The organism is Salinibacterium sp. NYA9b (assembly GCF_976973725.1).
In genome coordinates, this window is the sequence record NZ_OZ333476.1 from 858,712 (window position 1) to 883,173 (window position 24,462).

General features: G+C 61.1%; 24 protein-coding genes. 14 read left to right on the forward strand and 10 right to left on the reverse strand.

Translation table 11 applies throughout. The annotated features are described in order from the left end of the window. Positions 1 to 18 precede the first annotated feature (18 nt). From ACWFSR_RS04085 to ACWFSR_RS04095, 3 genes are read right to left on the reverse strand one after another with little or no spacing between them, the layout of a single operon-like run. Positions 19 to 1,380 (reverse strand): aldehyde dehydrogenase family protein, encoded by a 1,362-nt coding sequence (locus tag ACWFSR_RS04085; RefSeq protein ID WP_197110247.1) that lies wholly within the window; start codon positions 1,378 to 1,380, stop codon positions 19 to 21. Next, complete coding sequence (locus ACWFSR_RS04090; protein ID WP_447523128.1) at positions 1,377 to 2,120, reverse strand: gamma-glutamyl-gamma-aminobutyrate hydrolase family protein; 744 nt, start codon at positions 2,118 to 2,120, stop codon at positions 1,377 to 1,379. The genes ACWFSR_RS04085 and ACWFSR_RS04090 overlap by 4 nt, the downstream gene beginning before the upstream one ends. Further along, a complete protein-coding gene (locus ACWFSR_RS04095) occupies positions 2,107 to 3,474 on the reverse strand; it encodes a glutamine synthetase family protein (RefSeq protein ID WP_197107318.1) in 1,368 nt (455 codons plus the stop codon). The genes ACWFSR_RS04090 and ACWFSR_RS04095 overlap by 14 nt, the downstream gene beginning before the upstream one ends. A 218-nt stretch (positions 3,475 to 3,692) precedes the next feature. Here ACWFSR_RS04095 and ACWFSR_RS04100 point away from each other — a divergent pair, with 218 nt between their 5' ends. Further along, entirely contained in the window at positions 3,693 to 5,237 is a 1,545-nt protein-coding gene (locus tag ACWFSR_RS04100) for an amino acid permease (RefSeq protein WP_197110246.1), read from the forward strand. 350 nt (positions 5,238 to 5,587) lie between these two features. Beyond that, positions 5,588 to 6,448 (forward strand): sulfurtransferase, encoded by an 861-nt coding sequence (locus ACWFSR_RS04105; protein WP_447523129.1) that lies wholly within the window; start codon positions 5,588 to 5,590, stop codon positions 6,446 to 6,448. Between the two features lie 91 nt (positions 6,449 to 6,539). Here ACWFSR_RS04105 and ACWFSR_RS04110 read toward each other — a convergent pair whose 3' ends face one another. After that, on the reverse strand, positions 6,540 to 8,036 hold the full coding sequence (locus ACWFSR_RS04110) for an APC family permease (RefSeq protein ID WP_197107315.1): 1,497 nt from the start codon (positions 8,034 to 8,036) through the stop codon (positions 6,540 to 6,542). 142 nt (positions 8,037 to 8,178) lie between these two features. On the opposite strand from ACWFSR_RS04110, the gene ACWFSR_RS04115 reads away from it, so the two are divergent. Beyond that, the gene (locus ACWFSR_RS04115; RefSeq protein WP_197110244.1) at positions 8,179 to 8,988 is read left to right on the forward strand and encodes an acetoacetate decarboxylase family protein; all 810 of its coding nucleotides are present in this window, start codon (positions 8,179 to 8,181) and stop codon (positions 8,986 to 8,988) included. A gap of 70 nt (positions 8,989 to 9,058) precedes the next feature. Here ACWFSR_RS04115 and ACWFSR_RS04120 read toward each other — a convergent pair whose 3' ends face one another. Continuing rightward, the gene (locus ACWFSR_RS04120; protein ID WP_197107312.1) at positions 9,059 to 10,405 is read right to left on the reverse strand and encodes a glutamine synthetase family protein; all 1,347 of its coding nucleotides are present in this window, start codon (positions 10,403 to 10,405) and stop codon (positions 9,059 to 9,061) included. 110 nt (positions 10,406 to 10,515) lie between these two features. Here ACWFSR_RS04120 and ACWFSR_RS04125 point away from each other — a divergent pair, with 110 nt between their 5' ends. Next, the gene (locus ACWFSR_RS04125; RefSeq protein WP_447523130.1) at positions 10,516 to 11,223 is read left to right on the forward strand and encodes a type 1 glutamine amidotransferase; all 708 of its coding nucleotides are present in this window, start codon (positions 10,516 to 10,518) and stop codon (positions 11,221 to 11,223) included. 50 nt (positions 11,224 to 11,273) lie between these two features. Here the strand turns inward: ACWFSR_RS04125 and ACWFSR_RS04130 are convergent, their stop codons facing one another. The 3 genes from ACWFSR_RS04130 to ACWFSR_RS04140 form a co-directional block, all read right to left on the reverse strand. Next, positions 11,274 to 11,609, reverse strand: a complete 336-nt coding sequence (locus ACWFSR_RS04130) for a cupin domain-containing protein (protein WP_197107310.1) — start codon at positions 11,607 to 11,609, stop codon at positions 11,274 to 11,276. Between the two features lie 65 nt (positions 11,610 to 11,674). After that, positions 11,675 to 13,045, reverse strand: a complete 1,371-nt coding sequence (locus tag ACWFSR_RS04135; protein WP_447523131.1) for a pyridoxal phosphate-dependent decarboxylase family protein — start codon at positions 13,043 to 13,045, stop codon at positions 11,675 to 11,677. A 21-nt stretch (positions 13,046 to 13,066) separates the two neighbouring features. After that, positions 13,067 to 14,311 (reverse strand): cytochrome P450, encoded by a 1,245-nt coding sequence (locus tag ACWFSR_RS04140; protein ID WP_197107309.1) that lies wholly within the window; start codon positions 14,309 to 14,311, stop codon positions 13,067 to 13,069. A gap of 147 nt (positions 14,312 to 14,458) precedes the next feature. Between ACWFSR_RS04140 and ACWFSR_RS04145 the strand changes: the two genes are divergently transcribed. From ACWFSR_RS04145 to ACWFSR_RS04175, 7 genes are all read left to right on the forward strand, one after another. Further along, positions 14,459 to 14,959, forward strand: a complete 501-nt coding sequence (locus ACWFSR_RS04145) for a MarR family winged helix-turn-helix transcriptional regulator (RefSeq protein ID WP_197107308.1) — start codon at positions 14,459 to 14,461, stop codon at positions 14,957 to 14,959. 120 nt (positions 14,960 to 15,079) lie between these two features. Then, positions 15,080 to 16,543: an aldehyde dehydrogenase gene (locus ACWFSR_RS04150; protein WP_197110239.1), complete on the forward strand. Its 1,464-nt coding sequence runs from the start codon at positions 15,080 to 15,082 to the stop codon at positions 16,541 to 16,543. Positions 16,544 to 16,545: 2 nt separating this feature from the next. Then, complete coding sequence (locus ACWFSR_RS04155) at positions 16,546 to 17,457, forward strand: DODA-type extradiol aromatic ring-opening family dioxygenase (RefSeq protein WP_197107306.1); 912 nt, start codon at positions 16,546 to 16,548, stop codon at positions 17,455 to 17,457. Next, complete coding sequence (locus tag ACWFSR_RS04160; RefSeq protein WP_197107305.1) at positions 17,450 to 18,328, forward strand: fumarylacetoacetate hydrolase family protein; 879 nt, start codon at positions 17,450 to 17,452, stop codon at positions 18,326 to 18,328. The genes ACWFSR_RS04155 and ACWFSR_RS04160 overlap by 8 nt, the downstream gene beginning before the upstream one ends. Continuing rightward, positions 18,325 to 18,516 carry a ferredoxin gene (locus tag ACWFSR_RS04165; protein ID WP_009774276.1) on the forward strand — a complete coding sequence of 64 codons (192 nt, stop codon included), beginning with the start codon at positions 18,325 to 18,327 and terminating at the stop codon, positions 18,514 to 18,516. The genes ACWFSR_RS04160 and ACWFSR_RS04165 overlap by 4 nt, the downstream gene beginning before the upstream one ends. Positions 18,517 to 18,521: 5 nt before the next feature. Then, positions 18,522 to 19,742: an NAD(P)/FAD-dependent oxidoreductase gene (locus ACWFSR_RS04170; protein ID WP_447523132.1), complete on the forward strand. Its 1,221-nt coding sequence runs from the start codon at positions 18,522 to 18,524 to the stop codon at positions 19,740 to 19,742. A gap of 56 nt (positions 19,743 to 19,798) precedes the next feature. Then, the gene (locus tag ACWFSR_RS04175) at positions 19,799 to 20,614 is read left to right on the forward strand and encodes a carbon-nitrogen hydrolase family protein (RefSeq protein ID WP_447523133.1); all 816 of its coding nucleotides are present in this window, start codon (positions 19,799 to 19,801) and stop codon (positions 20,612 to 20,614) included. On the opposite strand, the gene ACWFSR_RS04180 is transcribed toward ACWFSR_RS04175, so the two are convergent. Continuing rightward, entirely contained in the window at positions 20,611 to 20,874 is a 264-nt protein-coding gene (locus ACWFSR_RS04180; protein ID WP_197107302.1) for a helix-turn-helix domain-containing protein, read from the reverse strand. The two genes, ACWFSR_RS04175 and ACWFSR_RS04180, sit on opposite strands and share 4 nt — an antisense overlap. Positions 20,875 to 20,942: 68 nt before the next feature. Between ACWFSR_RS04180 and map the strand changes: the two genes are divergently transcribed. Then, the gene (gene map, locus ACWFSR_RS04185) at positions 20,943 to 21,713 is read left to right on the forward strand and encodes a type I methionyl aminopeptidase (RefSeq protein WP_447523134.1); all 771 of its coding nucleotides are present in this window, start codon (positions 20,943 to 20,945) and stop codon (positions 21,711 to 21,713) included. Here the strand turns inward: map and ACWFSR_RS04190 are convergent. Then, positions 21,710 to 22,912 carry an aminotransferase class I/II-fold pyridoxal phosphate-dependent enzyme gene (locus ACWFSR_RS04190; protein WP_447523135.1) on the reverse strand — a complete coding sequence of 401 codons (1,203 nt, stop codon included), beginning with the start codon at positions 22,910 to 22,912 and terminating at the stop codon, positions 21,710 to 21,712. The genes map and ACWFSR_RS04190 overlap by 4 nt on opposite strands. Positions 22,913 to 23,071: 159 nt before the next feature. Here ACWFSR_RS04190 and ACWFSR_RS04195 point away from each other — a divergent pair, with 159 nt between their 5' ends. Together ACWFSR_RS04195 and ACWFSR_RS04200 are read left to right on the forward strand one after the other, a co-directional pair. After that, entirely contained in the window at positions 23,072 to 23,560 is a 489-nt protein-coding gene (locus tag ACWFSR_RS04195) for a hypothetical protein (RefSeq protein ID WP_447523136.1), read from the forward strand. Further along, positions 23,554 to 24,345 carry a PKD domain-containing protein gene (locus ACWFSR_RS04200; protein ID WP_447523137.1) on the forward strand — a complete coding sequence of 264 codons (792 nt, stop codon included), beginning with the start codon at positions 23,554 to 23,556 and terminating at the stop codon, positions 24,343 to 24,345. Before ACWFSR_RS04195 ends, ACWFSR_RS04200 begins: the two co-directional genes overlap by 7 nt. The last annotated feature ends 117 nt before the right edge of the window (positions 24,346 to 24,462 follow it).

The following is a 24,462-nucleotide window of genomic DNA, read 5'->3' on the forward strand; positions in this document are numbered from 1 at the left end:
TAAAAGGTGTCGAGAGGGTTAATCAACAGCGATGAAAACGTTCTTGGTTTCCGTGAAATTCAGCGGTGCATCGGGGCCAAGCTCGCGGCCGAGGCCGGACTGCTTGAAGCCACCGAAGGGCGTGGAGTACCGCACCGAGGAGTGCGAGTTCACGGAGAGGTTGCCGGCCTCGACACCTCGGGAAACCCGAATTGCCCGGCTGACATCCCGAGTCCAAATCGAACCCGAAAGCCCATAGTCGGAGTCGTTGGCCAACTGCAGAGCATCGTTCTCGTCGTCGAAGGGAAGCACCGTGACCACGGGCCCGAAGATCTCATCGGTCACGCAGCGATCATTGCGCGATGCTGGCGTCAACACCGTCGGGGCGAACCAGTATCCTGCTCCGTCGGGAGCGCTGCCGCGGAAAGCAACAGGCGCATCGGCCGGCACGTAGGACTGCACAGAAGCGAGGTGCTTTGCTGACACCAACGGCCCCATTTCTGTCGCTTCATCCGTCGGATCTCCCACCTTCACGCCAGCAACGGCGGGTTCAAGAAGTTCCATGAAGCGGTCGTAGGCGCTGCGCTCCACCAGAATGCGGCTGCGGGCACAGCAGTCCTGGCCTGCGTTCTCAAAGACGCCGTAGGGTGCCGACGCCGCAGCTTTCTCTAGATCGGCATCCGCGAACACGATGTTGGCGCTCTTGCCGCCCAGTTCGAGCGTGACGCGCTTCACTTGATCCGCGCAGCCGGCCATGATCTTTTTGCCGACGGCAGTCGATCCTGTGAACACCACTTTGCGTACGGTGGGGTTCGTCACGAAGCGCTCGCCGACTACCGAACCCTTGCCGGGAAGAACCTGAAATAGCCCTTCGGGGAGGCCCGCTTCGAGAGCAAGTTCACCGAGACGGATGCTCGTGAGCGGCGTCCACTCGGCAGGCTTCAGCACGACGGCGTTACCGGCGGCGAGTGCCGGAGCGAATCCCCATGCCGCGATCGTCATCGGGAAGTTCCACGGGGTGATGACGCCCACAACGCCGAGCGGCTCGTGGAAGGTGACGTTGAGTCCGCCAGCTACGGGAATCTGCTGGCCGAACATCCGCTCGGGAGCTGCAGCGTAGTAGTTGAGAACGTCACGGACGTGACCGGCTTCCCAGCGAGCCTGCGAGATCGGATGCCCGGAGTTGCTAACCTCCAGCGCTGCAAGGTTCTCGACGTCGCCGTCGACAGTCTGCGCGAAGCGACGCAGCATGAGCGCCTTGTCGGCGGGGGAGACGCGAGCCCATGCTTTCTGGGCGACTGCGGCGCGGGCGATTGCGGCATCCGTCGCTTCGATGTCGAGGAGATCGACCGAGCCAATCTCGGCCTCGGTTGCGGGATTGATGACGGTATAGGTGCTCACGCGAGAGCCTTTCGGTTGATTCGGGCTGCGTCGACCAAGCCCGCGAATAGTCGGATGTCTTCTGGCGCTGCCTCGGGATGCCACTGCACTGCAACCGCAAAAGTCGCGGTAGGCAGTTCGACAGCTTCGATCACGCCGTCGCTCGTGCGGGCCGTGACGACGAGCCCCTCGGCCAGTTGATCAATCGCTTGGTGGTGATAGAGGGGAACGACGAGTGGTTCGGTTTGTCCGCCGAGAACCTTATCGATTCGGGTGTTGGGCTCGATCTCTACGGGGGTGTGGCTGAAGTTGCCGCCGCCGAGTTGATAGTCACTGTGGCCGACCACTTCAGGGAGGTGTTGGTGCAGGGTGCCTCCCAACGCGACATTGAGAATTTGAGCCCCGCGACAGATGCCGAGAAAAGGGAGGTCGGCATCGAGGGCCTGACGCATCAGTTCGTCTTCCCACGCATCACGATCGAGTCGAGGATCATCGGTGGTGGGATGCGGCTCGTGGCCGTAGCGCGCCGGATTGATGTCTTTGCCACCGGTGATGATGAGGCCGTCGAGACCGTGTAGCACCCGGCGAGCAATCTCGGGGCTGACCGGTTGTGGCGGCAGCAGCACGACGATGCCACCGGCGCGAGTGACCGCTTCAAAGTAGGCCTTCGGCAAGAAGGATGCGGGAACATCCCACACACCAGTCTGCGACTGTTCGAGGTAGGTGGTCAGGCCGATAATGGGCCGATCAGAGTCGTTCAAAGCCGCGCACCTTTTCCCAATCGGTTACTGCAGAATCAAAGGCAGCCAGTTCAATCGCGGCGTAGTTGAGGTAATGGTCAACTACTTCATCGCCGAAAGCGTCACGGGCAAAGGTGGATGACGCGAACAGATCGGCCGCTTCACGCAGCGTTGCCGGAACCCGCGGAACATCGCTCGTGTAGGCGTTGCCTTCAAAGGCATCGTCGAGTTCAAGCTCGTTGTCGATTCCGTAGAGCCCGGCCGCGATGAGGGCGCTGACGGCAAGGTACTGATTCACGTCTCCGCCGGGCACGCGGTTTTCGACGCGCATTCCGTGGCCTTGACCAACGACGCGCAGCGCACACGTGCGGTTATCGAGACCCCAGGCGAGTGCGGTGGGAGCAAAGCTTCCCGGAACGTAGCGCTTGTACGAGTTAATGTTGGGGGCGGAGAAGAGCGTGAGTTCGCGCATCACCGCGAGCTGGCCCGCAATAAAGTGACGGAACATTTTTGACATGCCGTGTTCGGCATCCTTGTCGGCAAAGACGGCGGTGCCGTCGGTTCCTCGCAGACTGATGTGGATGTGGCAGCTATTGCCTTCCTTCTCGTTGTACTTCGCCATGAAGGTGAGGCTCTTGCCGTGCGCATCGGCGATTTCTTTCGCGCCGTTCTTGTAGATCGAGTGGTTGTCGCACGTGTCGAGGGCTGAGGCGTAGCGGAAGCCGATCTCTTGCTGGCCAGGGTTGCACTCGCCTTTGACGCCCTCGCAATACATGCCGGCGCCATCCATACCGTTGCGGATGTCGCGCAGCAGCGGTTCCATTCGTGTGGACGCCAGCACGTTGTAGTCGATGTTGTAGTCGGTGGCGGCAGTCAGCTCGCGATATCCCTTCTTCCAGGCGTCGCGGTAACTGTCGTCGAAGACAATGAATTCGAGCTCAGTGGCGACGAACGTATCGAGGCCACGTTCTGCGAGGCGGGCGAGTTGGGCTTTGAGAATCTGACGGGGAGAGGGCGCCACGGGCGTTTCGTCATGCCAGCGCAGGTCGGCAGTTACTAGGGCGGTTGCCGTGAGCCAGGGCGCGCGACGGAGGGTGCCGATGTCGGGCACCATGACCATGTCGCCATAACCGCGCGACCAGCTCGACATGGCGTAGCCCTCGACAGTGTTCATGTCGACGTCAACGGCCAAGAGATAGTTGCAGCATTCGGCACCGTGATCCGCGGCATCCTCAAGAAAGAGTCTCGCTGAGAGGCGCTTGCCCACCAGTCGTCCCTGCATGTCGGTGAAAGCTACGAGAACCGTGTCGACTGCGCCACTGGCAACATCGTCTTTGAGTTCTGCGAGCGTGAGGTTACCGGAGCTGGGGGACATTAACTTCTCCTCATTAAGCAAGTCAAATGGTGCGCTTTCCGACCATTAGAACACATCGATGACTGTGTTGCTCATAAATCTTCCCCAACATCGCGGGAAATTTCTGTGGATTATGGGTAGTCAACAACCATTGATAACCGTATAGTCATCGCAAGGATTCTCCCAGCATTGTGTGATCGACCCGTCGGTGCACGCAACCAGACTGCAAAGGAAACAGGATGTCCAAAGACACACTGAACGTCTCCGGGGTGAAATACACGACGGCTGCGGCCGGGTATTTCGAGAAACGCACACTCAAACGCACGGCGGGAATCTGGGGGCTGTGGGGGCTCGCGGTTGCAGCCGTTATCTCGGGCGACTTCTCCGGCTGGAACTTCGGAATCGGGTTCGCTGGCTTCGGCGGAATGCTGATCGCCTTCGCCCTGCTCATCTTTATGTATTACGGAATGATCTTCAGCATCGGTGAAATGGCATCCGCCATGCCACACACCGGCGGAGCTTACTCCTTCGCTCGTGCCGCAATGGGCCCGTGGGGCGGCTTCGTCACGGGGCTCGCTGAGACGATTGAATACGTTGCTACTACGGCGGTCATCGTTTACTTCTCAGCGGGATATGCCGACTTCATTACGAGCGAGCTCTTGGGCTTCTCGCTGCCGGCGCCAGTGTGGTGGCTGATTCTGTACATCGTGTTCATCGGGCTAAACTCGGCCGGCGCAGCGATTTCATTCAAATTTGCGATCATCGTGGCGATTGTTTCGATCACCATCCTGCTCGTCTTCTCCGTCATGGCAGCATTCTCCGGTCTTTTCAGCTGGGACAACTTGTTCAACATCGCCGCCGACCCGGGGCAATCATCCTTCCTGCCTCATGGCATAGTGCCGATTCTCTTCGCGCTTCCCTATGCCATGTGGTTCTTCTTGGGAATCGAAGAGTTGCCGCTCGCTGCGGAAGAGGCTCACAACCCTGTGCGTGACATCCCGAAGGCCGGGTTGATCGCTCGCACGACGCTGATCATCACGGGTCTTCTGGTGCTCTTCCTCAACACGGGAATCGTTGGTGCTTCTGAGATTTCTACGTCGGGAGAACCCCTACTCGATGGATTCCGTGCGATCGTCGGAGACCAAGCAGCGGCGGCCCTCGCGTTGTTTGCGCTCATCGGGCTCTTCGCGTCGTTGCAGGGAATCATGTTTGCTTACGGACGCAACATGTATTCACTGTCACGCGCCGGTTATTACCCGAAATTCTTGTCGCTCACCGGCAAGCGTCAGACTCCCGCTGTTGCGCTCTTAGTGGGCGCAATTATCGGCTACGTCGCTCTGGTTCTCGTTGACAGCCTCGGCGGCGCAGATGGTGTCGCGGGTGCAATCGTCTTGAACATCGCGGTGTGGGGCGCTGTTATTGCTTACGTGCTGCAGATGGTGTCGTTCCTGATTTTGCGCAAGAAATACCCGAACGCAAACCGCCCCTACCGCAGCCCCTGGGGTGTTCCCGGAGCTATTATCGGCGGCGTTCTTTCGTTGGCGATCTTCTTCGGCTTCTTCATCAACGAGCCCGCTCGTCCGGCGATCGGCGCCATCGCTGTGGTCTACATCGTGATGCTTGCGATCTTCGGGCTCTACGGTCGCAAGCGCCTCGTGCTCTCGCCTGAAGAGGAATACGCGATCTCTGGCGGGCTCCACGGGGATCCTCAAAAGGAGGGGTATGGCGGCGCCGTCGAGGAGGAGCTTCTCGCTGCTGACGGTCGGGACGAACCTCGGAGCTAATTGAGTTGTACGGCCCCGTCGGCATCGTTAGGGATGTCGGCGGGGCACCCCCACGACGTGGTGCAGTGCGCACAGCGGAACCAATTGCTGTCAGAGCGTTCGTGGGCACCATAGTTTTCGCACAGGGGGCATTCGGCCATGGTGTTCGACATCGTTGAATCTGGCTCCCTGTTCGCAAGATCTCGCGGTACTTCGAGTTGCCGCGACGCTACACACCATTATTGAGATAATTTCGGAATTAAGCATCCCCCTCATCTGGGCGCGTGGAGATGGGCGCCAGTGTTATGGCCAGTCACGGCATCGCCGCGGCGAATGTCATCATGGAACTATCCCCACGATCGGAGCCTCGGATGCCACACCCCCTCGTCACCGCGAACGAACTTGCCGCACTGCTCAACGATGCGTCCTCCGGGGGAGCGCCGGTACGGGTTCTCGATGTGCGCTGGAGCTTGGGCGGGCCCGCTGGGCTACCTCTCTATAGGGAAGGGCACATCCCTGGTGCGGTGTACGTCGACCTCGACACCGAGCTCGCCCGCCATGGGGAACCGCAGGAGGGGCGGCATCCGTTGCCTGATGCCGCAGATTTTCAGGCTGCCGCGCGCGGCTGGGGTCTCAACGATGGCGACACAGTTGTTGTCTATGACGACTGGAACAGTCTTGCTGCGGGCCGCGCGTGGTGGTTGCTGCGTTACATGGGCGCTTCCGACGTGCGGGTACTCGATGGCGCGCTGTCCGCGTGGACGACGGCCGGGCATCCACTCGCTGTCGGCGCTGACGATATGACGAGTGTCGTGCCGGGCGCGATCACGCTGAGCGCTGGTCACGAGCCCGTGTTGAGTGCCGACGACGCTGCGTCGCTTCCGGCGAATGGCGTGCTGCTCGATGCTCGCGCCGGTGAACGCTACCGGGGCGAGACCGAGCCGATCGATCCTCGTGCCGGCCACATCCCCGGGGCGATCAGCGCTCCGACATCAGCAAACTTGGATGACGCTGGTCACTTCCTCGACCCCGACACATTGCGCGAACGCTACGAAGCCCTCGGCGTCAGTGTCGATCGTGCGGTGGGGGTGTATTGCGGTTCCGGGGTGACGGCGGCGCACGATGCTCTGGCGCTGACGGTTGCGGGCTTCCGCCCGGCCCTCTTTCCCGGATCGTGGTCTGCTTGGGCCAATCAGCCAGAGCGACCCGTCGCGACTGGGGCTACGCCCTAACGGCGCGGCGATCTAACGGCGTTTCACCGCGCTCCCTTTGACTACCGAATGGCCCCGACACCGAAGTGTCGGGGCCATTCGTGTGCGGGATTTAGGAAATCACATCCTGCAGCAGTTCTTCGTTGAGGTCCTTGCGAACCATCGACACGATGTAGCCGATCACAAGAGCGATGAATGGTGACAGCACGAGGAACCAGCCGAAGGCGTTGAGTCCGAATGCGGTGACGGTCGGGTCGACTCCGGCGGCAAGCGTGAGATCACCGGCGAGGAGGCCGAAGCGTGACATCAGCAGGTACTCGGCGAGAACGAGACCAATGAATGCCAGGATCGGCGCGATCATGGTGACGAAGATGTTCTCGGTGCCCTTGTTCATCAAGAAGAAGCGGATGATCGCCACGCAGACGAGCGCTTCGATGAGCACGATCGCCACCACGGCGAGGCCACTGAACCAGAAGAACATGTTGCCGACGGGGTCGAGCTGGAAGGCGGCGAACAGAACGATCACCACACCGCTAATGATCGACACGATGATGGATGCGCGGCCGGGGGCTCCGCGACCGTTTACGGTTCCCACTGAACGCGCCAGCACGCCACCGCGGCCGAGCGCGAACAGGTAGCGGCTTGCGGCGTTCTGGAACGCGAGCAGTCCGGCAAACAGGCTCGAGAGCACGAGGATGCTCATGAGCGTGGCAAGCCACGGTCCGACGTATTCGCTCGCGAGAGTGAAGAGCACGGCGGCCGGGTCTTCGAGACCGGCTGAACGTTCGAGCGTCTGGTCGATCACGTTCGAGGCGCCCATGCCGGTGACGAGGGCGAAAGCGGTGAACGCGAACAGCACGGTGATGAGGCCGACCGCGAGGTAGGTCGCACGGGGTACGGCGCGTTTCGGGTCCTTGCTTTCTTCGCCGTAGATGGCGGTGGCTTCGAAGCCGATGAAGGAAGCGAACGCGAACGCGAAGGCGATTCCGGCTGAGCCAGCGAGGCCGCCAGCCATGATCAGGTCAGGCGAGAACGATGCGGCCCAGTTGAGGCCCTCGGGGCCGCCATCGGCGAGGATCGCGACGGCAGCGATCACGAGAACGATGAGCTCGGCGAGCATCAGTACGCCGAGCAGCTTGGCGCCGACGTCAACGCGAGCAAGCGAGAGGCCAGTAACGACGATCCACGCGAGAAGTGTCCAGGCCCACCAGGGGAGAAGCCCAACCTGTCCGGCCATCACTCCACCAAAGAAGCCATAAATGGCGAGCTGGATGGTGAGGTAGGCGAGTACAGAAACGAAGGAGGATGCGATTCCGGCGTTGCGCCCGAGTCCGCGACCGACGTAGGCGAAGAACGCACCGGTGTTGGTGACGCGTTGGCTCATCGCGGCGTAGCCGACGCTGAACAGGAGAAGCACGATGCCGGCGAAGAGGTAAGCGCCGGGGGCTGCTGCACCGTTGCCGAGAACGATGGCGACGGGCACGGCGCCGGTCATTCCGACGAGTGGTGCGGCGGCAGCCACGACAAAGAAGACGATTCCGATTACGCCGAGTCGCCCTTTGCGCAGGGTCCGATCGGGGCTTTCCTGGGATTTTTGGTCAAGCGCCATAGTGAAACTCCTCGTTGAGTTCTAAATCAAGTCGTCCGTATCCGAACGAGTTGGGTTCAACAATGGCGAAGACAGGGTGACTTAGTCAAGGGTTTCTGGAAATTCATTCGGATACGAACCGTTTTGGGCTACACTCTGGCGCATGACCGAACTCAACGGATTTCTTCCTCCACTCACCCCTCAAGGGTCAAGTTCGCTCGTGCCGAAGATGCCCTGGTACTACTCGGGAACGCTGCTCACTGTCGAGTATCTGACCGATCCAGCCAACGTACGTGCGATCCTCCCTGACGATATTGACCTCGCCCCTGAACAGCCTGGCGCTGTTGCCATCGTGTGGGCCGACTGGCAGTCCTGCAGCACTGGCGGCCTCGAACTGCTCGACCCTGTGCGCGCTCAATACCTCGAAGCCTTCATGGTGGTGCGGTGCTCGCACAAGGGCATCGTGTACAGCCGCTGCGTCGCCATCTGGGTCAACAAAGACTTCGCCATCGGCCGCGGTTGGTTTCAGGGCTACCCCAAGAAGCTCGGCAACATCGCTGTTACTCGCGTCTTCAACGCGGGCAAGGCCACTCCCAAGCTCGAGAACGGTGGCCAGTTCGGCGCCTCCATCGCGGCGTACGATCACCGCCTCGCTTCGGCCGTCGTCACGCTGCGTGAGCCTGCTGAAAGCAACGGCTTCGTCAACGGCCACAAAATGCTGCACAGCCGGTTCATGCCCTCCATCAGCAAGGATGCCGGCATGTCCCTCGACCAACTCATCACGATGGGCGGCACCGACGTCGAGATTGGCGAGACCTGGAAGGGTGACGCCGAGCTTCACCTCGGCGATTCGCAATGGGATGAGCTGCACTCGATCCTGCCCGTGCAAGAGATTCTCGGCGGCTACTACCGCGAGATCGGCGTCACCTTCAACGGTGGCGAGCTCGTAGAGGACCGCTCGAACGCTATCTAACCTCTTTCACCGCAAAAAGCCCCGCCGAGAACTTCGGCGGGGCTTTTCGTGTGTCTAGCGGTTCACCGGTTTAGTAGTCGGCGAAGTATTCGTCGATCTCCCACTGGCTGATGTCGCGCGTCGTCTTGTCGGCGACAGAGTCTTCGTAGCGCATCACTTCATCGCGCTTGAGCACGCTGAAGACATCAATCACAGTGCTGCCCATGGTCTCGCGCATCACCGTGTCGGCGTCGAGAGCGTCTAGGGCGGCGCTGAGAGTCATCGGCAAGATCGGTGCCGACTCGTCTTCGTAGGCCCAGCCCGCGACTGCTGCGGGTGCCGTGAGCTTGCGCTTGATGCCATCAAGGCCAGCAGCCAGAGTGGATGCGATCAGCAGATACGGGTTCGCTGCCGGGTCCCCGAGGCGCACTTCCAGTCGCGTTCCCGCGCCGCGCTCAGGCGGCACCCTCAGCATTGCGCTGCGGTTGTCGTGGCCCCAGTTGGCGCGGTAGGGGGCCAGAGTGTCCGGGCCGAGGCGCTTGTAGGCGTTGACGGTGGGGTTCGAGAGTGCGGCGAGTGATCCGGCGTGGGCGAGGATTCCACCGATCATGTGGTTGGCGGTCTCTGAGAGCCCAGCGCCGCCATCCGACATGATGTTGTTGCCGTCGCTGTCGACGACGGAGAAGTGCAGGTGGAATCCGCTGCCGCCTTCGTCGTCCCAGGGCTTGCCCACGAAGAGGGCGTGCTTGCCGGTGCGGGCGACGATGTCGCGCACGGCGGTCTTGAAGAGGAAAGTGCGGTCGGCGGCATCCAGTGCCTCGCTGTGCCAGAGATTGATTTCGTATTGCGAGGGGCTGAATTCGTGGTTGCCGGCGAAGACGCCGATGTCCATGCCGTCGAGCATGCGCATGAGGTTGAGGAATTGCCCACCGGGGTCGACGTGCTCGCCGGTCGTGTAGACACGGCCGGTGCGGCTGAGGCTGCGGCTCCACCCGTTGTCTTCGTCGTAGTTGGCGATATAGAACTCAAGTTCGGGGCCGACGGTCGGGGTGAGGCCGAGGGCGGCATATTCTGCGATCACGTTCTGCAGCACCGAACGTGGTGCGACGTCGCTGGGGCTGTGGTCGGGGTTGAATGCATCGCCGATGACGAGGGCAACGCCGGGCTCCCACGGCATCATCGTGAGGGTCTCGGGGTCGATCTGGGTGAGGAGGTCGGGAAGGCCGGATGACATGATGTCGTTTCCGTCGAGCACGCCCCCGCCGGTGGTTGTTACCCACACGCCTTGGCAGAACAGCGGAGACTTCGTGCGATGCAATTGGCTGACGAGAAGATCTTTTGAGCGGGTGATTCCCAGCACATCCGGGAAAATCAGGCGCAGAACATCGATCCCTTTTGCCTGCAAGTCTGCTTGAAGTGCTGCTATGTCGAGAGTCATTCTTCCTCCGAAAAATAAATCGTTCGGCACTGAACGATTAGTGCGATACTAAGGCACACAGCGGTGTGGCTGTCCACTCATCGCCAGAAATTTACCTGAAAGGTACACAGATGAGAGCTCTCCTGGTGCAACACGATCACGTCACCGCGAGCGGCCCAGTGGGGGATCGCCTGCGGGAACGCGGCTTTGAGATCGACGAGATCATGGTCGTCACCGAGGAGAATTTCGACAACCCGAACGTTGACTTCGAATTTCCGGATGCGTCGCAGTACGACCTCGTGATCCCCATGGGAGCGCCGTGGGGTGCGTGGGATGACGCGTGCATCGGCCGCTGGTTGCAGCCAGAGCTCGCGTGGGTGCGCACCATCATCGAGGCGGACATCCCGGTGCTCGGCATTTGTTTCGGAGGCCAACTGATTGCTCGCGCTCTCGGCGGCACGGTAGCGCGGGGTCAGAAAGCCGAAATCGGCTGGACCGCCATTTATAGCGATGACACCTCGTTAGTCTCCAACGGCCCGTGGTTCCAGTTCCACTATGACCAGTGGACGATGCCCGAAGGCGCCGTCGAGATCGCCCGCAACCCCGTGGCACCTCAAGCCTTCACGTATGGCCGCAGTCTCGCCGTGCAATTTCATCCTGAGCTCAACGAAGCAATTCTTGAGGGGTGGCTCGACCAGGGCGGCATCGATGAAGTGACCGCCGATGGTCAAAACGCCGCGGTGATGCTCGCGCAGACCCGTGCGGAAGAGGCCGTCGCCGGTCAGCGCACGGCCGCACTCGTGGATGCATTCCTCGACCGCGTGGCGAAGCTCGGCTAGCCAGTGCTCGCTGGCTGGGTTCGCTCGCCGAGCATGGCTAGCGAGCGGGCCTACTGCGCTTTCACGACCGTGAGTAAAATCACGGAGTCTTCGAGCGCATCCACGGCATGAACCTCGATGGGAATGGGGAGCAGATCGCCTGGCTTGCCCTCCCACGATTCGTCGGAGGATCGCAAAGCGATATGGCCGACGATCACCTGCAGGGTCGCCTCACCGGGGCTGGAATGCTCGGAGAGGCCTTCGCCGGCGCGCAGTGCCATCAACGTCTGTCGCAGTTTCGCGTCCCGGCCGCCACAGATCGTCAGCGCGCTTCGCCCGTTATTCGACGCGACAGCACTCGCTAATTCTGTTGCCGCCAATTCGGTCAAAGAAACAGCTGTGTTCATCTCGTCACCCCTTTCGTGCACCGGTCGGCTTCATCGCCGTGGCCTAAAACTACCCCAGGCGCACGTTATCGCAGCGTTTCAAGCGCCGCCATCACCTTGGCAACCTCGGTATCGGGGTTCACGAAGGCGAGTCGCAGCACGCTCTGACCGCGCCAGGATGTCGGCACGCACAGAATGACGCCGTCATGAGCCGCTTGCTTCGACCACGCTGAATACTGCTCGGCCGTCCAGCCGGTGCGCACAAACAGCAGCACCGAGAGCTCTGGCTCGCGCACGAGTTCGAGATAGTCGGTCGCCTCAATCGCCCGAGCGACTTCGCGGGCGGTCGTCACTGAGGCCTCGATCGCATCCCGATACTTATCGGTGCCGTGGGTAGCGAGACTGAACCAGAGGGGCAGTCCGCGCACGCGCCGTGAAAGGTGCAGTGCGAGCTCGCTGGGGTTCCACTCGTCGCGGTCGATGGCATCCAGATAGCTGGCGTGCTGGGAGTGCACGGCGCGAGCCAGCTCGGGCTCGCGATACACCAGCGCACAGCAGTCATAGGGTGCGAAGAGCCACTTGTGCGGGTCGACGATAAAGCTGTCAGCCCGTTCAACACCGTCGAAGAGGTGGCGGATGCTCGGGGCGGCGAGCCCCGCACCACCGTAGGCGCCGTCGACGTGCATCCAGACCCCGAATTCTTCGCAGACATCGGCGATGTCAGAAAGGTCGTCGACGAGGCCTTCGTTGGTGGTGCCAGCGGATGCCACAACAGCAAACACGTTCGGTGACTGTTCGAGAACGGCCCGCAGGGCAGCTCCGGTCATGTGCCCTCGTTCGTCAATGGGGACATCGACGACGTCAACGTCGAGTGCTTTCGCCGCCGACTGGATCGACGAATGCGCGTTGGTGGTGCACGCGAGTTGCCAACCCCCAGCCGGGCGGCCACCGCGACGAGTCTTGGCTGTTTCTCGCGCGGTCATGAGCGCCGAAAGGTTGCCCGAGGTGCCGCCGGAAACAAAAGTGCCGCCAGCGGTCTCTGGCCAACCGAGCAGCCCGATGATCCACTGCAGGGCTTGGTTCTCGGCAAAGATCGCGCCAGCACCCGACTCCCAGAGGCCACCAAAAATGTTGGCAGAACTGGTGACGAGGTCAAACGCGACTGCTGCGCGAGTGGGCGCGGCCGCGATGTAAGCGAGGTTCAACGGGTCATCTTGAGCACGAGTTGCCGGCTCAAGAATCTCGTCAAAAATACGCAGGGCTTCCGCGCCGCCAATGCCTTCGGGACGGATCGCTTCACCAACCTCTGCCGCCAGATCGGCCGCGGGCCGAGCAGTTGACAGGGGGTCGGTTTTACGGACCATTCTTTTGGCGGTCCAGTCGAGGGCGAGCTGCACTACTTCAGTCTCGTCGCCCCATACTGCGTGGGGTCTGCCTTGTGGCCGAACTTCGCTCATGCAACTACCTCGCTCATGTGCCTACTTTGCTAATTCAACGCGTACCGGGAGTCGCTTGATTCCGTTGACGAAATTGCTGCGCAGACGGTCAGGTTCACTGAGCTTCGTCATTCCGGAGATCCGGGGCAACAGGTTCTCGAACATGATACGGATCTCTAGGCGTGCCAGAGAGTTTCCGAGACACATGTGCGGGCCGCCACGACCGAACGCCATATGTTCGTTGGGGTTGCGGGTGACATCCATCTTGTAGGGGTTTTCGAAGACTTCGGGGTCGCGGTTGCCTGCAGCAAACCAGGTGACGACCTTCTGGCCCTCCTTGATGGCTTGGCCGTTGATCTCGGTGTCCTTCGTCGCGGTGCGACGGAAGTGGTAGACCGGGCTCGCCATACGCAAGAACTCTTCGACCGCCCACGGGATCAGCTCAGGTTTTTCTTGCAACAGCTCAAGCTGGTCAGGGTTGTCCATGAGGTAGTTCATGGAGTGAGTAATGGTGTGACGCGTGGTTTCGTTTCCCGCAACAACGAGCAGCAAGAAATAGCTGTTGAAGTCACGCTCGCTGAGCTCTACGCCGTCCATCGGCGTCTGGTTGACGAGGCGCGATACGAGGTCGGTGCCGTCTTTGCCGCGACGTTGATTGGCGAGGTCATTGCCGTACTCGAACACCTCGCGGGCAGCGGGGGAGCGGAACGGTAACAGGCGGAACTCTTCACTCTCGGCGGAGCTGGCCAGAACATCAGCGTGTTCCGGATCGTCGTTTCCGATCATCCGGTTGCCCCAGTCAATGAGCTTGTAGATGTCGGTGTCGGGCACGTCAAGCATTTTGGCGAGCACGCGGATGGGGAAGTCGGCCGCGACCTGGTCGACGAATTCGAATTCCTTGTTGGCGAACGCTGCATCGAGAGTGCTTGCGGTGAGACCACGGAGGAAGGTCTCGTAGCCGGCGACAGCCCGAGGGGTGAACTCGCCCTGCATGAGACGGCGAAGTGCGCGATGACGAACGCCGTCGGTCTCGAGCATCGACTTGCGAGCCTCAATTTGGTCAGCGTCGAGTTCTTCGAGATTGACGGTGCCGCGTTCGCTGGAGAACGTCTCGGTGTCTCGCAACACCGAAACGATGTCGTGGTAGCGGGTGAGCGACCAGAAGCCGTGGTTGGGCGCTGGTTCTTCTGACCAGTGCACGGGTGCGTCAGCGCGAAGCTTGTCGAACACGTTCCAGGGTGTGCCGTTCTCGAACAGATCTAGGTCTGCCAGGGTGACGTTCGCCATTGAAGTCAACTCAATCCTCCGTGGGTTGTTTGGATACAAACAATATGCCACACCGGCACGATTCTGTGAGCGATGCGCGCAAAAACTTTCTGAACGCCGGGGGTTGGATAGAGTAACCGGAGCTAAACGCGAGCGAGGGGACCCTCCGTGGCCGGACCACACACACTGACTGAGACTGAACGCCAAGTGCAGGCGAAGGTCGGCGGCTTGCCGCTCGATTACTCCGCTATGGCTGTTGCCTCGAACCTCTTTCGCGCCGCAAACGCCGTGCGCAATCACTTTGAGCGCACAGTGCTTTCGGAGCACAACCTCTCGTGGACGGCCTTTGTTGTGCTGTGGGTTACTTGGATTTGGGAGCCGATCGAGACTCGCCAAATCGCTCTCGAGGGTGGATTCTCTAAGGCCACGCTCACGGGGGTTCTCACAACCCTTGAGCGCCGCGGCTGGCTCATTCGTGAGCGGAGTGCGAGCGACGGCCGCCTCGTTGTGGTGAACCTCACCGACCGCGGTCGCGAGCTCATGGTCGAGCTCTTTCCTGCCTTCAACCTTCAAGAACAGGCTGTCACTGGCCCGGTTGATCCCAGCAAGCGCGAAGAGCTGGCCGAGATGCTGCGCGTGATCACTGCTGGCGTGGAGCCCAAAAACTAGTCAGCCCAGAATTTTTGGTGGTCGGTTCCCCCTAATGCTTGTTTGGGGTCGAATCACTCGCTAAGGTAAGTCATTAGCATCCGAATGACTTAACGGCGAGCGATTCGAGACGGGAACACTATGACCAACGTTCAAGTAGCAGGAGTGACCGTCGATACGCGGCACTTCATCAACGGAGAGCGCGTCGCCTCCGCCGACACCTTCACCAATGTGTCACCGATCGATGCCAGCGCCCTCGGAGAAATCTCCCGCGGAGGCCAACGCGAAGTCGACATGGCTGTCGCCGCAGCCCGTGCAGCATTCCCCGGATGGGCTGCCACCAGCCCGAAAGACCGTGCAGCAATCATGCACAAGATCGCCGACCTCGTCGAAGAGCGCATCAGCGACCTCGCCAACGTCGAAACGATGGACAACGGCGCGCTCCTGCGCAGCCACCTACGCGGTGTCATGCCGCGAGTGGCCCACAACTTCCGTTTCTTCGCTGACTACCTCGTGAACGACCTCGGGCATCCCGACTTCGAAACTCGTGGTCACAACAACCACGTCTCGTGGGATCCCTCGGGAGTCGCCGCTCTCATCACGCCGTGGAACGCGCCGCTCATGCTCGCCACCTGGAAGATCGCTCCGGCGCTCGCCGCGGGCGACACGGTAGTGCTGAAGCCGGCCGAGTGGACGCCGCTCACGGCATCCCTCTTCGCCGACATCACCGCTGAAGCGGGTCTTCCCGCTGGAGTCTTCAACGTCGTACAGGGGTATGGAAAAGAGGCGGGTGCCTCGCTCGTGGAACACCCCGACCTCAGCCGCATCTCATTCACCGGTTCAGTGCCGACCGCAAAGTCCATCGCTCGCGCCGCAGCCGACAACCTCACCCCGTGCAGCTTTGAGCTGGGCGGCAAGAGCCCGTGCATCGTCATGGAAGACGCCGACCTCGAGCTCGCAGCAACCCTTGCCGTTGAGCAGTACGACAACGCCGGCCAGGTGTGCCTCTCCGGCACCCGCATCCTCGTTCACGAAAATATCGCGGATGACTTTGCTGCAGCATTCCAAGCGAAGGTCGAGTCCCTGCGTCAGGGCGACCCTCGCGACATCGAGACCGACATCGGCCCGCAGGTTCACCGCGTGCACTTCGAGCGCATCAAGGGATTCGTCGATCGCGCCAAGGAAGGCGGAGCAGACATCCTCTTCGGTGGTGGGCCGAACGCTGAACTCGGCGGTCTCTACTTCACGCCAACGCTCGTCAAGAACCCTGCGCTCGGAAGCGAGATCGTCACGCAGGAGGTCTTCGGGCCGGTGCTGACAATGCAGACATTCACGACCGACGAAGAACTCGTCGCGATGGCCAACGGAACCGAATTCGGGCTCGCCGCCATCCTCGTTGCGGGCAATCGTGAGCACGCCGACGTCATCGCCAAGCAGCTGGTTGCCGGCACGATCTGGGTCAACTGCTTCTTTGTGCGCGACTTGCGCGCACCGTTCGGTGGCTCCAAGAAGTCGGGTGTTGGCCGCGAGGGCGGTACCTGGTCATTTGATTTCTACGCAGATGTAAAGAACACGGTGGTTTCACCGAACGGATGGAAGGAATAGTCATGGGAGAAGTTGTTGGCGCTGGGCTGATCGCCCACGTACCTACGATCATGTTGCCTCAAGAGATCCGCATGGAACTCAATGAGGGCAAAGATTCAACGCTCGTTGAAGGCCTCGAACGACTCCGCAAGGACTACTTCGAGAATGACGATTACGACACTGTTGTCGTGCTCGACAGCCACTGGGCGACCACGGTTGAATTCGTCGTTACGGCGCACGAGCGTCGCCACGGCAAGTTCACGTCGGAGGAGCTTCCTCGTGGAATGAGCGGTGTGCCGTACGACTTCATCGGCGACCCCGAGCTCGCGAAGCTCATGGGGGAGCAGGCTGAAAAGAACGGCACGTGGATCACTCCGATCGACGACGAGTACCTGCCGATCATGTACGCCACGATCAACCTGTGGGAGTACCTCGGCAAGGGCTTGCCCGATAAGAAGTGGGTGAGCGTCTCTATTTGTCAGACCGCCACCGATGAAGACTTCTTGCGCGCGGGGCGTGCGATTGGTGAAGCGATTGCCAAGAGCGACCGCCGCGTCATCCTGCTCGCCTCCGGTGCCCTCTCGCACACGTTCTACAAGCTGCGCGATCTGCGCAAGCACGAGATGGCCGATCCGGCCCACATTTTCTCGGATGCTGCCCGCGAGGCAGACTACGAACGTCTCGACTGGTTCAAGGCTGGCGACCACGCGCAGGTGTTGGAAACCATGCCCGCGTTCCAGAAGGTTCGCCCCGAGGCCATGTTTGGTCATTGGCTCATGACGGCGGGTGCCATCGGTGAAGAAGCCTGCACCGCTCCCGGCGTAATGTACAGCGACTACGAAAACTCCATCGGTACCGGTCAGGTTCACGTGTGGTTCCCGAAGCCAGAAGGTGGCTTCCCAGCAGCAAAGGATGTGGTTCTCTCTCGTGACTGAACTCCGCAGAATACTTCTTGATGGATACCCGACGCAGGTAACGCGTCACGGTGACGTTCTCGTCTCCGGCGATGGCCGCGAGGTGGGAGTCGACGAGGCGATCCATTTGCCTCCGACCGAGCCGAGCAAGATCATTGCCGTGCACTTGAACTACGCAAGCCGCACCGAAGAATTCATGACCAAGCTGCCCGCTGCACCGACCTACTTTCAGAAGCCGGTCACCGCACTCAACACCCACAAGGGTGATGTTGTGCGCCCTGAAGGCTGCAAGTGGTTGAACTTTGAGGGTGAGATTGTCATCGTCATCGGTCGCACGTGCCGCAACGTGTCGCCCGAGCAAGCCAGCGACTATATCGCCGGTTACTCGATCGGCAACGACTACGGTCTGCACGATTTCCGAGACACGGATGCCGGTTCCATGCTTCGTGTGAAGGGCAGCGACACTCTCGCCCCGGTTGGCCCCGGTCTCGTCACGGACTGGGATTTCCGCGGCAAGCAGTTGCGCACCATCGTGAACGGTGAGGTCAAGCAAGACGACAACACCGACAATATGGAGTGGGACATGAACTACCTCGTGGCCGACATCGCACGCACGATCACGTTGAGCCCCGGTGACATGCTGTTCTCGGGAACGCCCGCGTTCTCGCGTCCGGTTCAGCCTGGCGACGTTGTTGAGGTCGAAGTCGAAGGTCTGGGCAAGCTCACGAACCGCATCGTTACGGGCCCGACTGCCATCCGCACCGACGTGGGGGCACAACCCACCGAGAGTGAAGAGGTAATGTCGACAGCAATGGGTGGCGACTGGGAGTTCCGAGGCATTCGAACTCCGTCGAAAGATCTCTACCCGTCGAAAGTTGAGGAAAAGCGATGATCAAAATCGAAGTCGACATGAACCAGTGCCAGCACTACGGCCAGTGTGTGTTCGAGGCACCCGACAACTTCAAGCTCAACGACGACGACAAGCTCGAGTATGTGGCTGAAGCGCCCGACTCGGAGCGCGACAACATTGAAGCCGCTGTTGATGTGTGCCCGATGCAGGCCATTCGAATCGTCGAATAGTGACTGTGGCTAACCCCGCCGCACCGGTCGTTATTGTCGGTGCGGCGATGGGTGGGCTGCGCGCGGCGGAGTCTCTTCGCCGTTCGGGCTACACCGGTGCTATCCGCGTGGTTGGCGAAGAACTTCACGCCCCCTATAACCGTCCGCCGCTCTCCAAAGAGGTCTTGGCCACTGACGTGACCCATGAGGCTGTGGCGTTTCCGTCGCGCGCCGAAATGGGCGATGTTGAGTGGATGCTCGGGGTGCGGGCAACCGCAGTCGACCTCGATGCGCACACTCTCACCACCGATGACGGGTCTGTGCAGGAGTGGCGTGCCTTGGTTATTGCGACGGGTCTTCGCGCTCGCCGCTTGGATTTTGCCCCGATCGCTGGCCGTCACGTTGTTCGTTCGCTGGATGACGCGATGGCTCTGCGTGCGGAACTCACACCGGGTGCCCGCGTCGTCGTTGTCGGCTCGGGTTTCTTGGGTTGCGAACTGAGCGCCACCGCTCGCAAGTTGGGCTGCGCGGTCACTATTGTGACGCCGAGTGCTGAGCCCATGATGCGTCCTTTGGGTGACCTCGTCGCGAAGGAAATGCGTCGCCGTCTCACCGAAGAGGGCGTAGAGATTTTCTCCGGTGTGACTGTTGCGGCGATCAACGGCGAGGCTGCGGTCGAGTCTGTTGAGCTGAGCGATGGCCGCGTTATTGAGGCCGATGTTGTGATTGAGTCTGTTGGTTCGCACTGCAACATCGAGTGGCTTGAGGGCACGAACCTTGATGTCTCGGATGGGGTGCTCGCCGACAACGCGATGCGCGCGGTCACGACCGATGGAATCGCTCTCGATGACGTCTACGTGGTGGGCGATATTGCTCGCTTCCCGAACCCCATGTTCGATGACGTTCCGCGTCGCGTCGAGCACTGGAACATCCCGACCGACACCGGCAAGCGTGCTGGTGCCGTGCTGGCGGCACACCTTGCCGACGACGGTTCCTTTGCTGATGTGGTGGCGAAACCCTTCGCTCCGGTGCCGTCGTTCTGGTCTAACCAGTTCGAGATCAAACTGCAGGCCTACGGTCTGTTGGGGCTGGTGTCGGATGACGACATCCGCGTGCTTGAGGGAGACCTCGGCGACCAGGCTGCCGTTGGTTACTATCGCGACGGTCGTCTCGTAGGCGTGCTCGGAATTGGCATGAAAGCCGCGCTGCTGCCGTATCGCAAGCAGATTGCGGAGGGCGGCGCGTAGCCGTTTTCGCACCGCTACCTCTGGGCGCTGGAGAAGCGGGGTCGTAGGCTGGGCTTATGACTCCCGCTTCGACTATCGCCGTTGCCCAGTTCGTTCCCGGCCACGATCGCGATGAGAACATCGCGCAGATCACCGAGCTCGCTGAGCGTGCCGTCGAACGTGGCGCGAGTTTTGTGATCTTTCCGGAGTACTCGTCGTACTTCACCGCAACGATGGGCGAGGACTGGGTCACCGCCGCCGAGCCTCTCGATGGTCCTTTCGTGCAGGCGTTGACCTCGCTCGCGCAGCGGTTGCGGATTCATGTCGCTGCGGGCATGTTGCAGTCGAGCGATGAAGAAAACCGCTTCTGGAACACCCTCGTCGCGATTGCGCCGACAGGCTCCATCGTCGCGACCTACAGCAAGCAGCACCTCTACGACGCCTTCGGGCAGCGCGAATCCGACTGGGTCATCCCCGGGTCGATTGCCGCGCCGCAGACCTTCGCCTGGGAGGGCTTCACGGTCGGTTTGCAGACTTGCTACGACATCCGTTTTCCGGAGGTGTCACGCCGTTTGGTGGATGCCGGAGCCAACCTCATCGTCGTGCCCGCCGAGTGGGTGCGCGGTCCGCTCAAGGAATACCACTGGCGCACGCTGCTCACGGCGCGGGCGATCGAGAACACCGTCTTTGTCGCCGCTGCCGATCACGCCCCGCCGATTGGCGTCGGCAACAGCATGGTCGTCGACCCCATGGGTGTTGAGCTTGTGACGATCGGTGAGCGCACGGATGTCGCTGTCGCCCACATTGAGTACGCTCGCCTCGACGAGGTGCGGGCGACCAATCCGGCGCTATCGTTGCGTCGCTATGGCGTGCACCCGCTCGAGGAGCGTTAGGCCGAGCGCCGCTGTTCCGGCTCCCGAACTTCGGCCCAGACCTCATCCAGAGAAAGCCCAATAGCGTCGGCGACGGCCGCGATGGTGGGGAATGCCGGGGTAGCGATGCGTCCCGTCTCGATCTTGCGAAGGGTCTCAGGAGAGATGCCCGCGGCAAGAGCGGTGTCGAGGATCGACCGTGTGCCGCGCCCGCGCCGCAGCGCCATGCCGAGGCGTTTTCCGCGGTCGACTTCAGAGGGGGAGAGCGGCAATCGGACCATGCGTCGATTCTATACCGGGATAATATGGCCGGTATAGTTATTCGAAATGTTCTGGTGTGGAGGCGTCAATGATCGAAATTCTTAGCCCAGGAGAGTTGCTTCGTGCACGGGAGACAGGGGCTCTGGTCGCCCACATTTTGCAGACGTTGAAAGGTCGAGCGAAGGTCGGTACTAACCTGCTCGAAATTGACCGTTGGGCTCAGTCGATGATTCTGGAAGCTGGTGCTACCTCCTGCTACGTCGACTATGCGCCTTCGTTCGGTCGCGGCGCATTCGGTCACTACATTTGCACGGCGGTGAATGACGCGGTGCTTCATGGCCTACCGCGCGACTACTCGCTCGCCGAGGGCGACCTTCTTACTCTCGACCTCGCGGTGATTCTCGACGGTGTCGCAGCAGATTCGGCGATCAGTTTTGTCGTGGGGGCGTCGCAGCCGGCAGAGAGCCTCGCGCTGATCGACGTCACGCAGCGGGCGCTCGCTGAGGGCATTGCGGCGGCGCGACCCGGCAACCGGATTGGCGACATTTCACATGCGATCGGTACCGTGCTCAGCGAGGCGGGGTATCCCATCAATATGGAGTTTGGCGGTCACGGTATTGGCTCCACAATGCACCAGGACCCTCACGTGGCCAACGACGGGCGGCCAGGCCGGGGTTATCCGCTTCGCGCGGGGATGCTGCTGGCTTTGGAGCCGTGGGTGATGGCTGATACTGCTGAGCTGGTGACGGATGCCGATGGCTGGACTTTGCGCAGCGTGACCGGTTGCCGTACAGCCCACAGCGAGCACACGATTGCCATTACCGATGATGGCGCGGAAATTCTTACGCTGGTGCGTTAGTGACGCAGCTTCATCCCTGAGAGTTGAGCCGCAGCCCGCTCGAGCACGTCGGGCTTTTTGCAGTAGGCGAAGCGGATGAGCGTGTTGTAGTCGCCGTGGTTCGCGGGGTGCACGAACGCGGTGACAGGGATTCCGACGACTCCGGCGAGCTCCGGCAGCTGGCGGCAGAATTCTGCAGCGTCCGTCACTCCGAGGGGTGCGGCATCCGCAATGATGAAGTAGCCGGCTTGGGGTGTGCTCACGTCGAAGCCTGCGTTGCGGAGACCAGCGCTGAGGGTGTCGCGTTTGCGGGCGAGGCCGCTGGCGAGTTCGTCGAAGTAGCTGTCGGGGAGACCAAGGCCTGCGGCGATGCCGTGCTGGAGTGGTGCACCGTTGACATAGGTGAGGTATTGCTTCACCGCCATGATGGCCTGCAGGATGGGCTGGGGTGCGGTGATCCACCCGATTTTCCAGCCCGTGGTGTTGAACGTTTTGCCGCCACTCGAGATGCTGATCGTGCGGTCGAACGCACCCGGAAGGCTGGCGACCGGGATGTGTTCGAAGCCGAAGGTGATGTGTTCGTACACTTCGTCGGTGACGATAAGAGCGTCATATTTGTGGGCGAGCTCCACGATCAGTTCGAGGGTTTCGCGGTCGAGTACAGCACCGGTGGGGTTGTGTGGGCTGTTCAGGATAATGAGGCGAGTGCGCCCGCTGAAGGCGGCGCGGATGTCGTCGTGGTTGGGCTGAAAGTCGGGGGAGCGCAGCGGCACCGTCACGTGGGTGGCGCGCGCGTAGTTGATCATGGCGCCGTAGGCGTCGTAGAACGGTTCGAGGGTGATGACCTCGTCGCCTTCGTTGGTGAGTGCAAGGATCGTGGCGGCTAGCGCCTCGGTGGCACCCGCTGTCGCGAGAACTTCGGTGTCGGGGTCGAGTTCGATTCCGTAGAAACGTTCTTGGTGTTCGGCGATCGCGTTGCGCAGCACCGGGAAACCGTTGCCTGGCGGGTACTGGTTGGCACCGTCACTGATTGCTTTGCGGGCGGCATCCAACACTTCGGCTGGTCCGTCTTCGTCAGGAAAACCTTGACCCAAGTTGATGGCGCCGCTGGTAACGGCAAGGGCCGACATTTCGGCAAAAATTGTTTGGCTCAGCTGCCCGTCGGCGCCGAGCAGCATGGCGCCATTGGCGGCGCGTTCCCAAGATCCGGTGACTGTCATTGTTCCGCAAGCCTAACCACTTGCGGTGCTGGATGCGGCGTCTGGCTGTGAAAGTCGAGCGCCCCGATCGTGGCGGATGCCTAGCGTCGATATATGCGGCTACCGAACCTCGTACGTGCGTCGGTTGGCGTGCTCCTCTTAGCGCTGCTGAGTGGATGCGTGCCTTCCGATGCGACGACCCCACCCGAGCCCGCAGCCACGTTCGTTGCGCCCTACGCGACCGACGAAGAAGCGCTCGCGGCAGCCGAGGAGGCGTATGCGGAGTATTTGCATATTTCAGATCTCATATTGCAGGAAGCCGGGGCGGATGCTGAACGGATAGCTGCAGTAGCTACGGGTGAATTCGCCCAAATCTCTATCGATGGCTACGAGGCGATTGCAGCCGACGGTAGTCACAGCACAGGTGCTACAACTTTCGATTCGATGACGTTGCAGCGCTACTCAGCAACAGGTGGGAACAAGGAGATCATTTCGGTTTATCTCTGCCACGACGTTAGCGATGTAGATCTTCTGGACAAAAACGGAAAGTCCTTGGTCCCTTCTGATCGACGTGATCGTGTGCAGTTCGAAGCCAGCTTTGACTTTGATCCCGCTAGCGAGCGCCTCTCGATTTCTCAACGTGCAGTCTGGGCAGATCCGGAATGTTAAAAACGCTCGCCGCTCTTCTGCTGACAGCAGTTTTTGTCTCCGCAGCTCCGTCGGGTGCCGATGTCTCCGACACTCCGAGCGACGGGGATGTACTCACTGGTTCGTACTCTTCAGGCGGAGTGGATGTTGAATCCACCAGGGAAACCGGTGGCTCGTCCGGCAGTGGGGGAGACGACGTCGCTGGTAGTTCAGCAAACTCGGTGGCGACTGAGCCCATCGTGAACCTCCGTTGCGGTGAGGGCGTTCCCTTGGGCTGCAAAGTCATCGGAAATCCACCTCCGAAAGCCACGGACGCCACCGGGCCGCTCAGCATTACCGATATCGCGACCTTCCGCCCTCGACCTCCCACTGCGGGGATGCAACCCAACCAGTGGATGATCGTCGGCCTCGACACCAACTTCTACGCCACGACATCCGCCCACGTCGTAGACGGCACCCTCTTCGGCGGCACCGCCCAAGTCAGATTCACGCCCACCTCCTACAACTGGGACTACGGCGACGGCACCACCTCCACCCTCGGCACTGCAGGAACCACCTGGGCGAAGAGCAAGATCGCCGAATTCGATCCGACACCCACCAGTCACGTGTTTGAGGAGCCTGGCAACTACACGATCAGTCTCGCCGTCACCTATGCCGCTGAATACCGTGTCGCCGGCAGCAGTTGGCAGAACGTCGTCGGCACCCTCACCATCGTCGCGCCGCCCCTCACCGCGACCGCCGGGCACGCCACCACAGTGCTCGTCGACCAAGACTGCATCGCCAACCCCACCGGAATCGGCTGCTAATCCTCTCGACCACAAACCGAACACAGAACAAAAACCCCGCGAAACCGGGCTACCAGCTCGGTGTCGAGGTCAACTCCTTTCAACCGCGCAGCCCACCCACAGCAGACCTAAATAGAA

Bases quoted from the DNA above. Each gene is read 5' to 3' on its own strand.
- ACWFSR_RS04095 (WP_197107318.1), bottom strand. From the start codon at position 3,474: ATGTCCCCCAGCTCCGGTAACCTCACGCTCGCAGAACTCAAAGACGAT.
- ACWFSR_RS04100 (WP_197110246.1), top strand. From the start codon at position 3,693: ATGTCCAAAGACACACTGAACGTCTCCGGGGTGAAATACACGACGGCT.
- ACWFSR_RS04105 (WP_447523129.1), top strand. From the start codon at position 5,588: ATGCCACACCCCCTCGTCACCGCGAACGAACTTGCCGCACTGCTCAAC.
- ACWFSR_RS04110 (WP_197107315.1), bottom strand. From the start codon at position 8,036: ATGGCGCTTGACCAAAAATCCCAGGAAAGCCCCGATCGGACCCTGCGC.
- ACWFSR_RS04115 (WP_197110244.1), top strand. From the start codon at position 8,179: ATGACCGAACTCAACGGATTTCTTCCTCCACTCACCCCTCAAGGGTCA.
- ACWFSR_RS04120 (WP_197107312.1), bottom strand. From the start codon at position 10,405: ATGACTCTCGACATAGCAGCACTTCAAGCAGACTTGCAGGCAAAAGGG.
- ACWFSR_RS04125 (WP_447523130.1), top strand. From the start codon at position 10,516: ATGAGAGCTCTCCTGGTGCAACACGATCACGTCACCGCGAGCGGCCCA.
- ACWFSR_RS04130 (WP_197107310.1), bottom strand. From the start codon at position 11,609: ATGAACACAGCTGTTTCTTTGACCGAATTGGCGGCAACAGAATTAGCG.
- ACWFSR_RS04135 (WP_447523131.1), bottom strand. From the start codon at position 13,045: ATGAGCGAAGTTCGGCCACAAGGCAGACCCCACGCAGTATGGGGCGAC.
- ACWFSR_RS04140 (WP_197107309.1), bottom strand. From the start codon at position 14,311: ATGGCGAACGTCACCCTGGCAGACCTAGATCTGTTCGAGAACGGCACA.
- ACWFSR_RS04150 (WP_197110239.1), top strand. From the start codon at position 15,080: ATGACCAACGTTCAAGTAGCAGGAGTGACCGTCGATACGCGGCACTTC.
- ACWFSR_RS04155 (WP_197107306.1), top strand. From the start codon at position 16,546: ATGGGAGAAGTTGTTGGCGCTGGGCTGATCGCCCACGTACCTACGATC.
- ACWFSR_RS04165 (WP_009774276.1), top strand. From the start codon at position 18,325: ATGATCAAAATCGAAGTCGACATGAACCAGTGCCAGCACTACGGCCAG.
- ACWFSR_RS04175 (WP_447523133.1), top strand. From the start codon at position 19,799: ATGACTCCCGCTTCGACTATCGCCGTTGCCCAGTTCGTTCCCGGCCAC.
- ACWFSR_RS04180 (WP_197107302.1), bottom strand. From the start codon at position 20,874: ATGGTCCGATTGCCGCTCTCCCCCTCTGAAGTCGACCGCGGAAAACGC.
- map (WP_447523134.1), top strand. From the start codon at position 20,943: ATGATCGAAATTCTTAGCCCAGGAGAGTTGCTTCGTGCACGGGAGACA.
- ACWFSR_RS04190 (WP_447523135.1), bottom strand. From the start codon at position 22,912: ATGACAGTCACCGGATCTTGGGAACGCGCCGCCAATGGCGCCATGCTG.
- ACWFSR_RS04200 (WP_447523137.1), top strand. From the start codon at position 23,554: ATGTTAAAAACGCTCGCCGCTCTTCTGCTGACAGCAGTTTTTGTCTCC.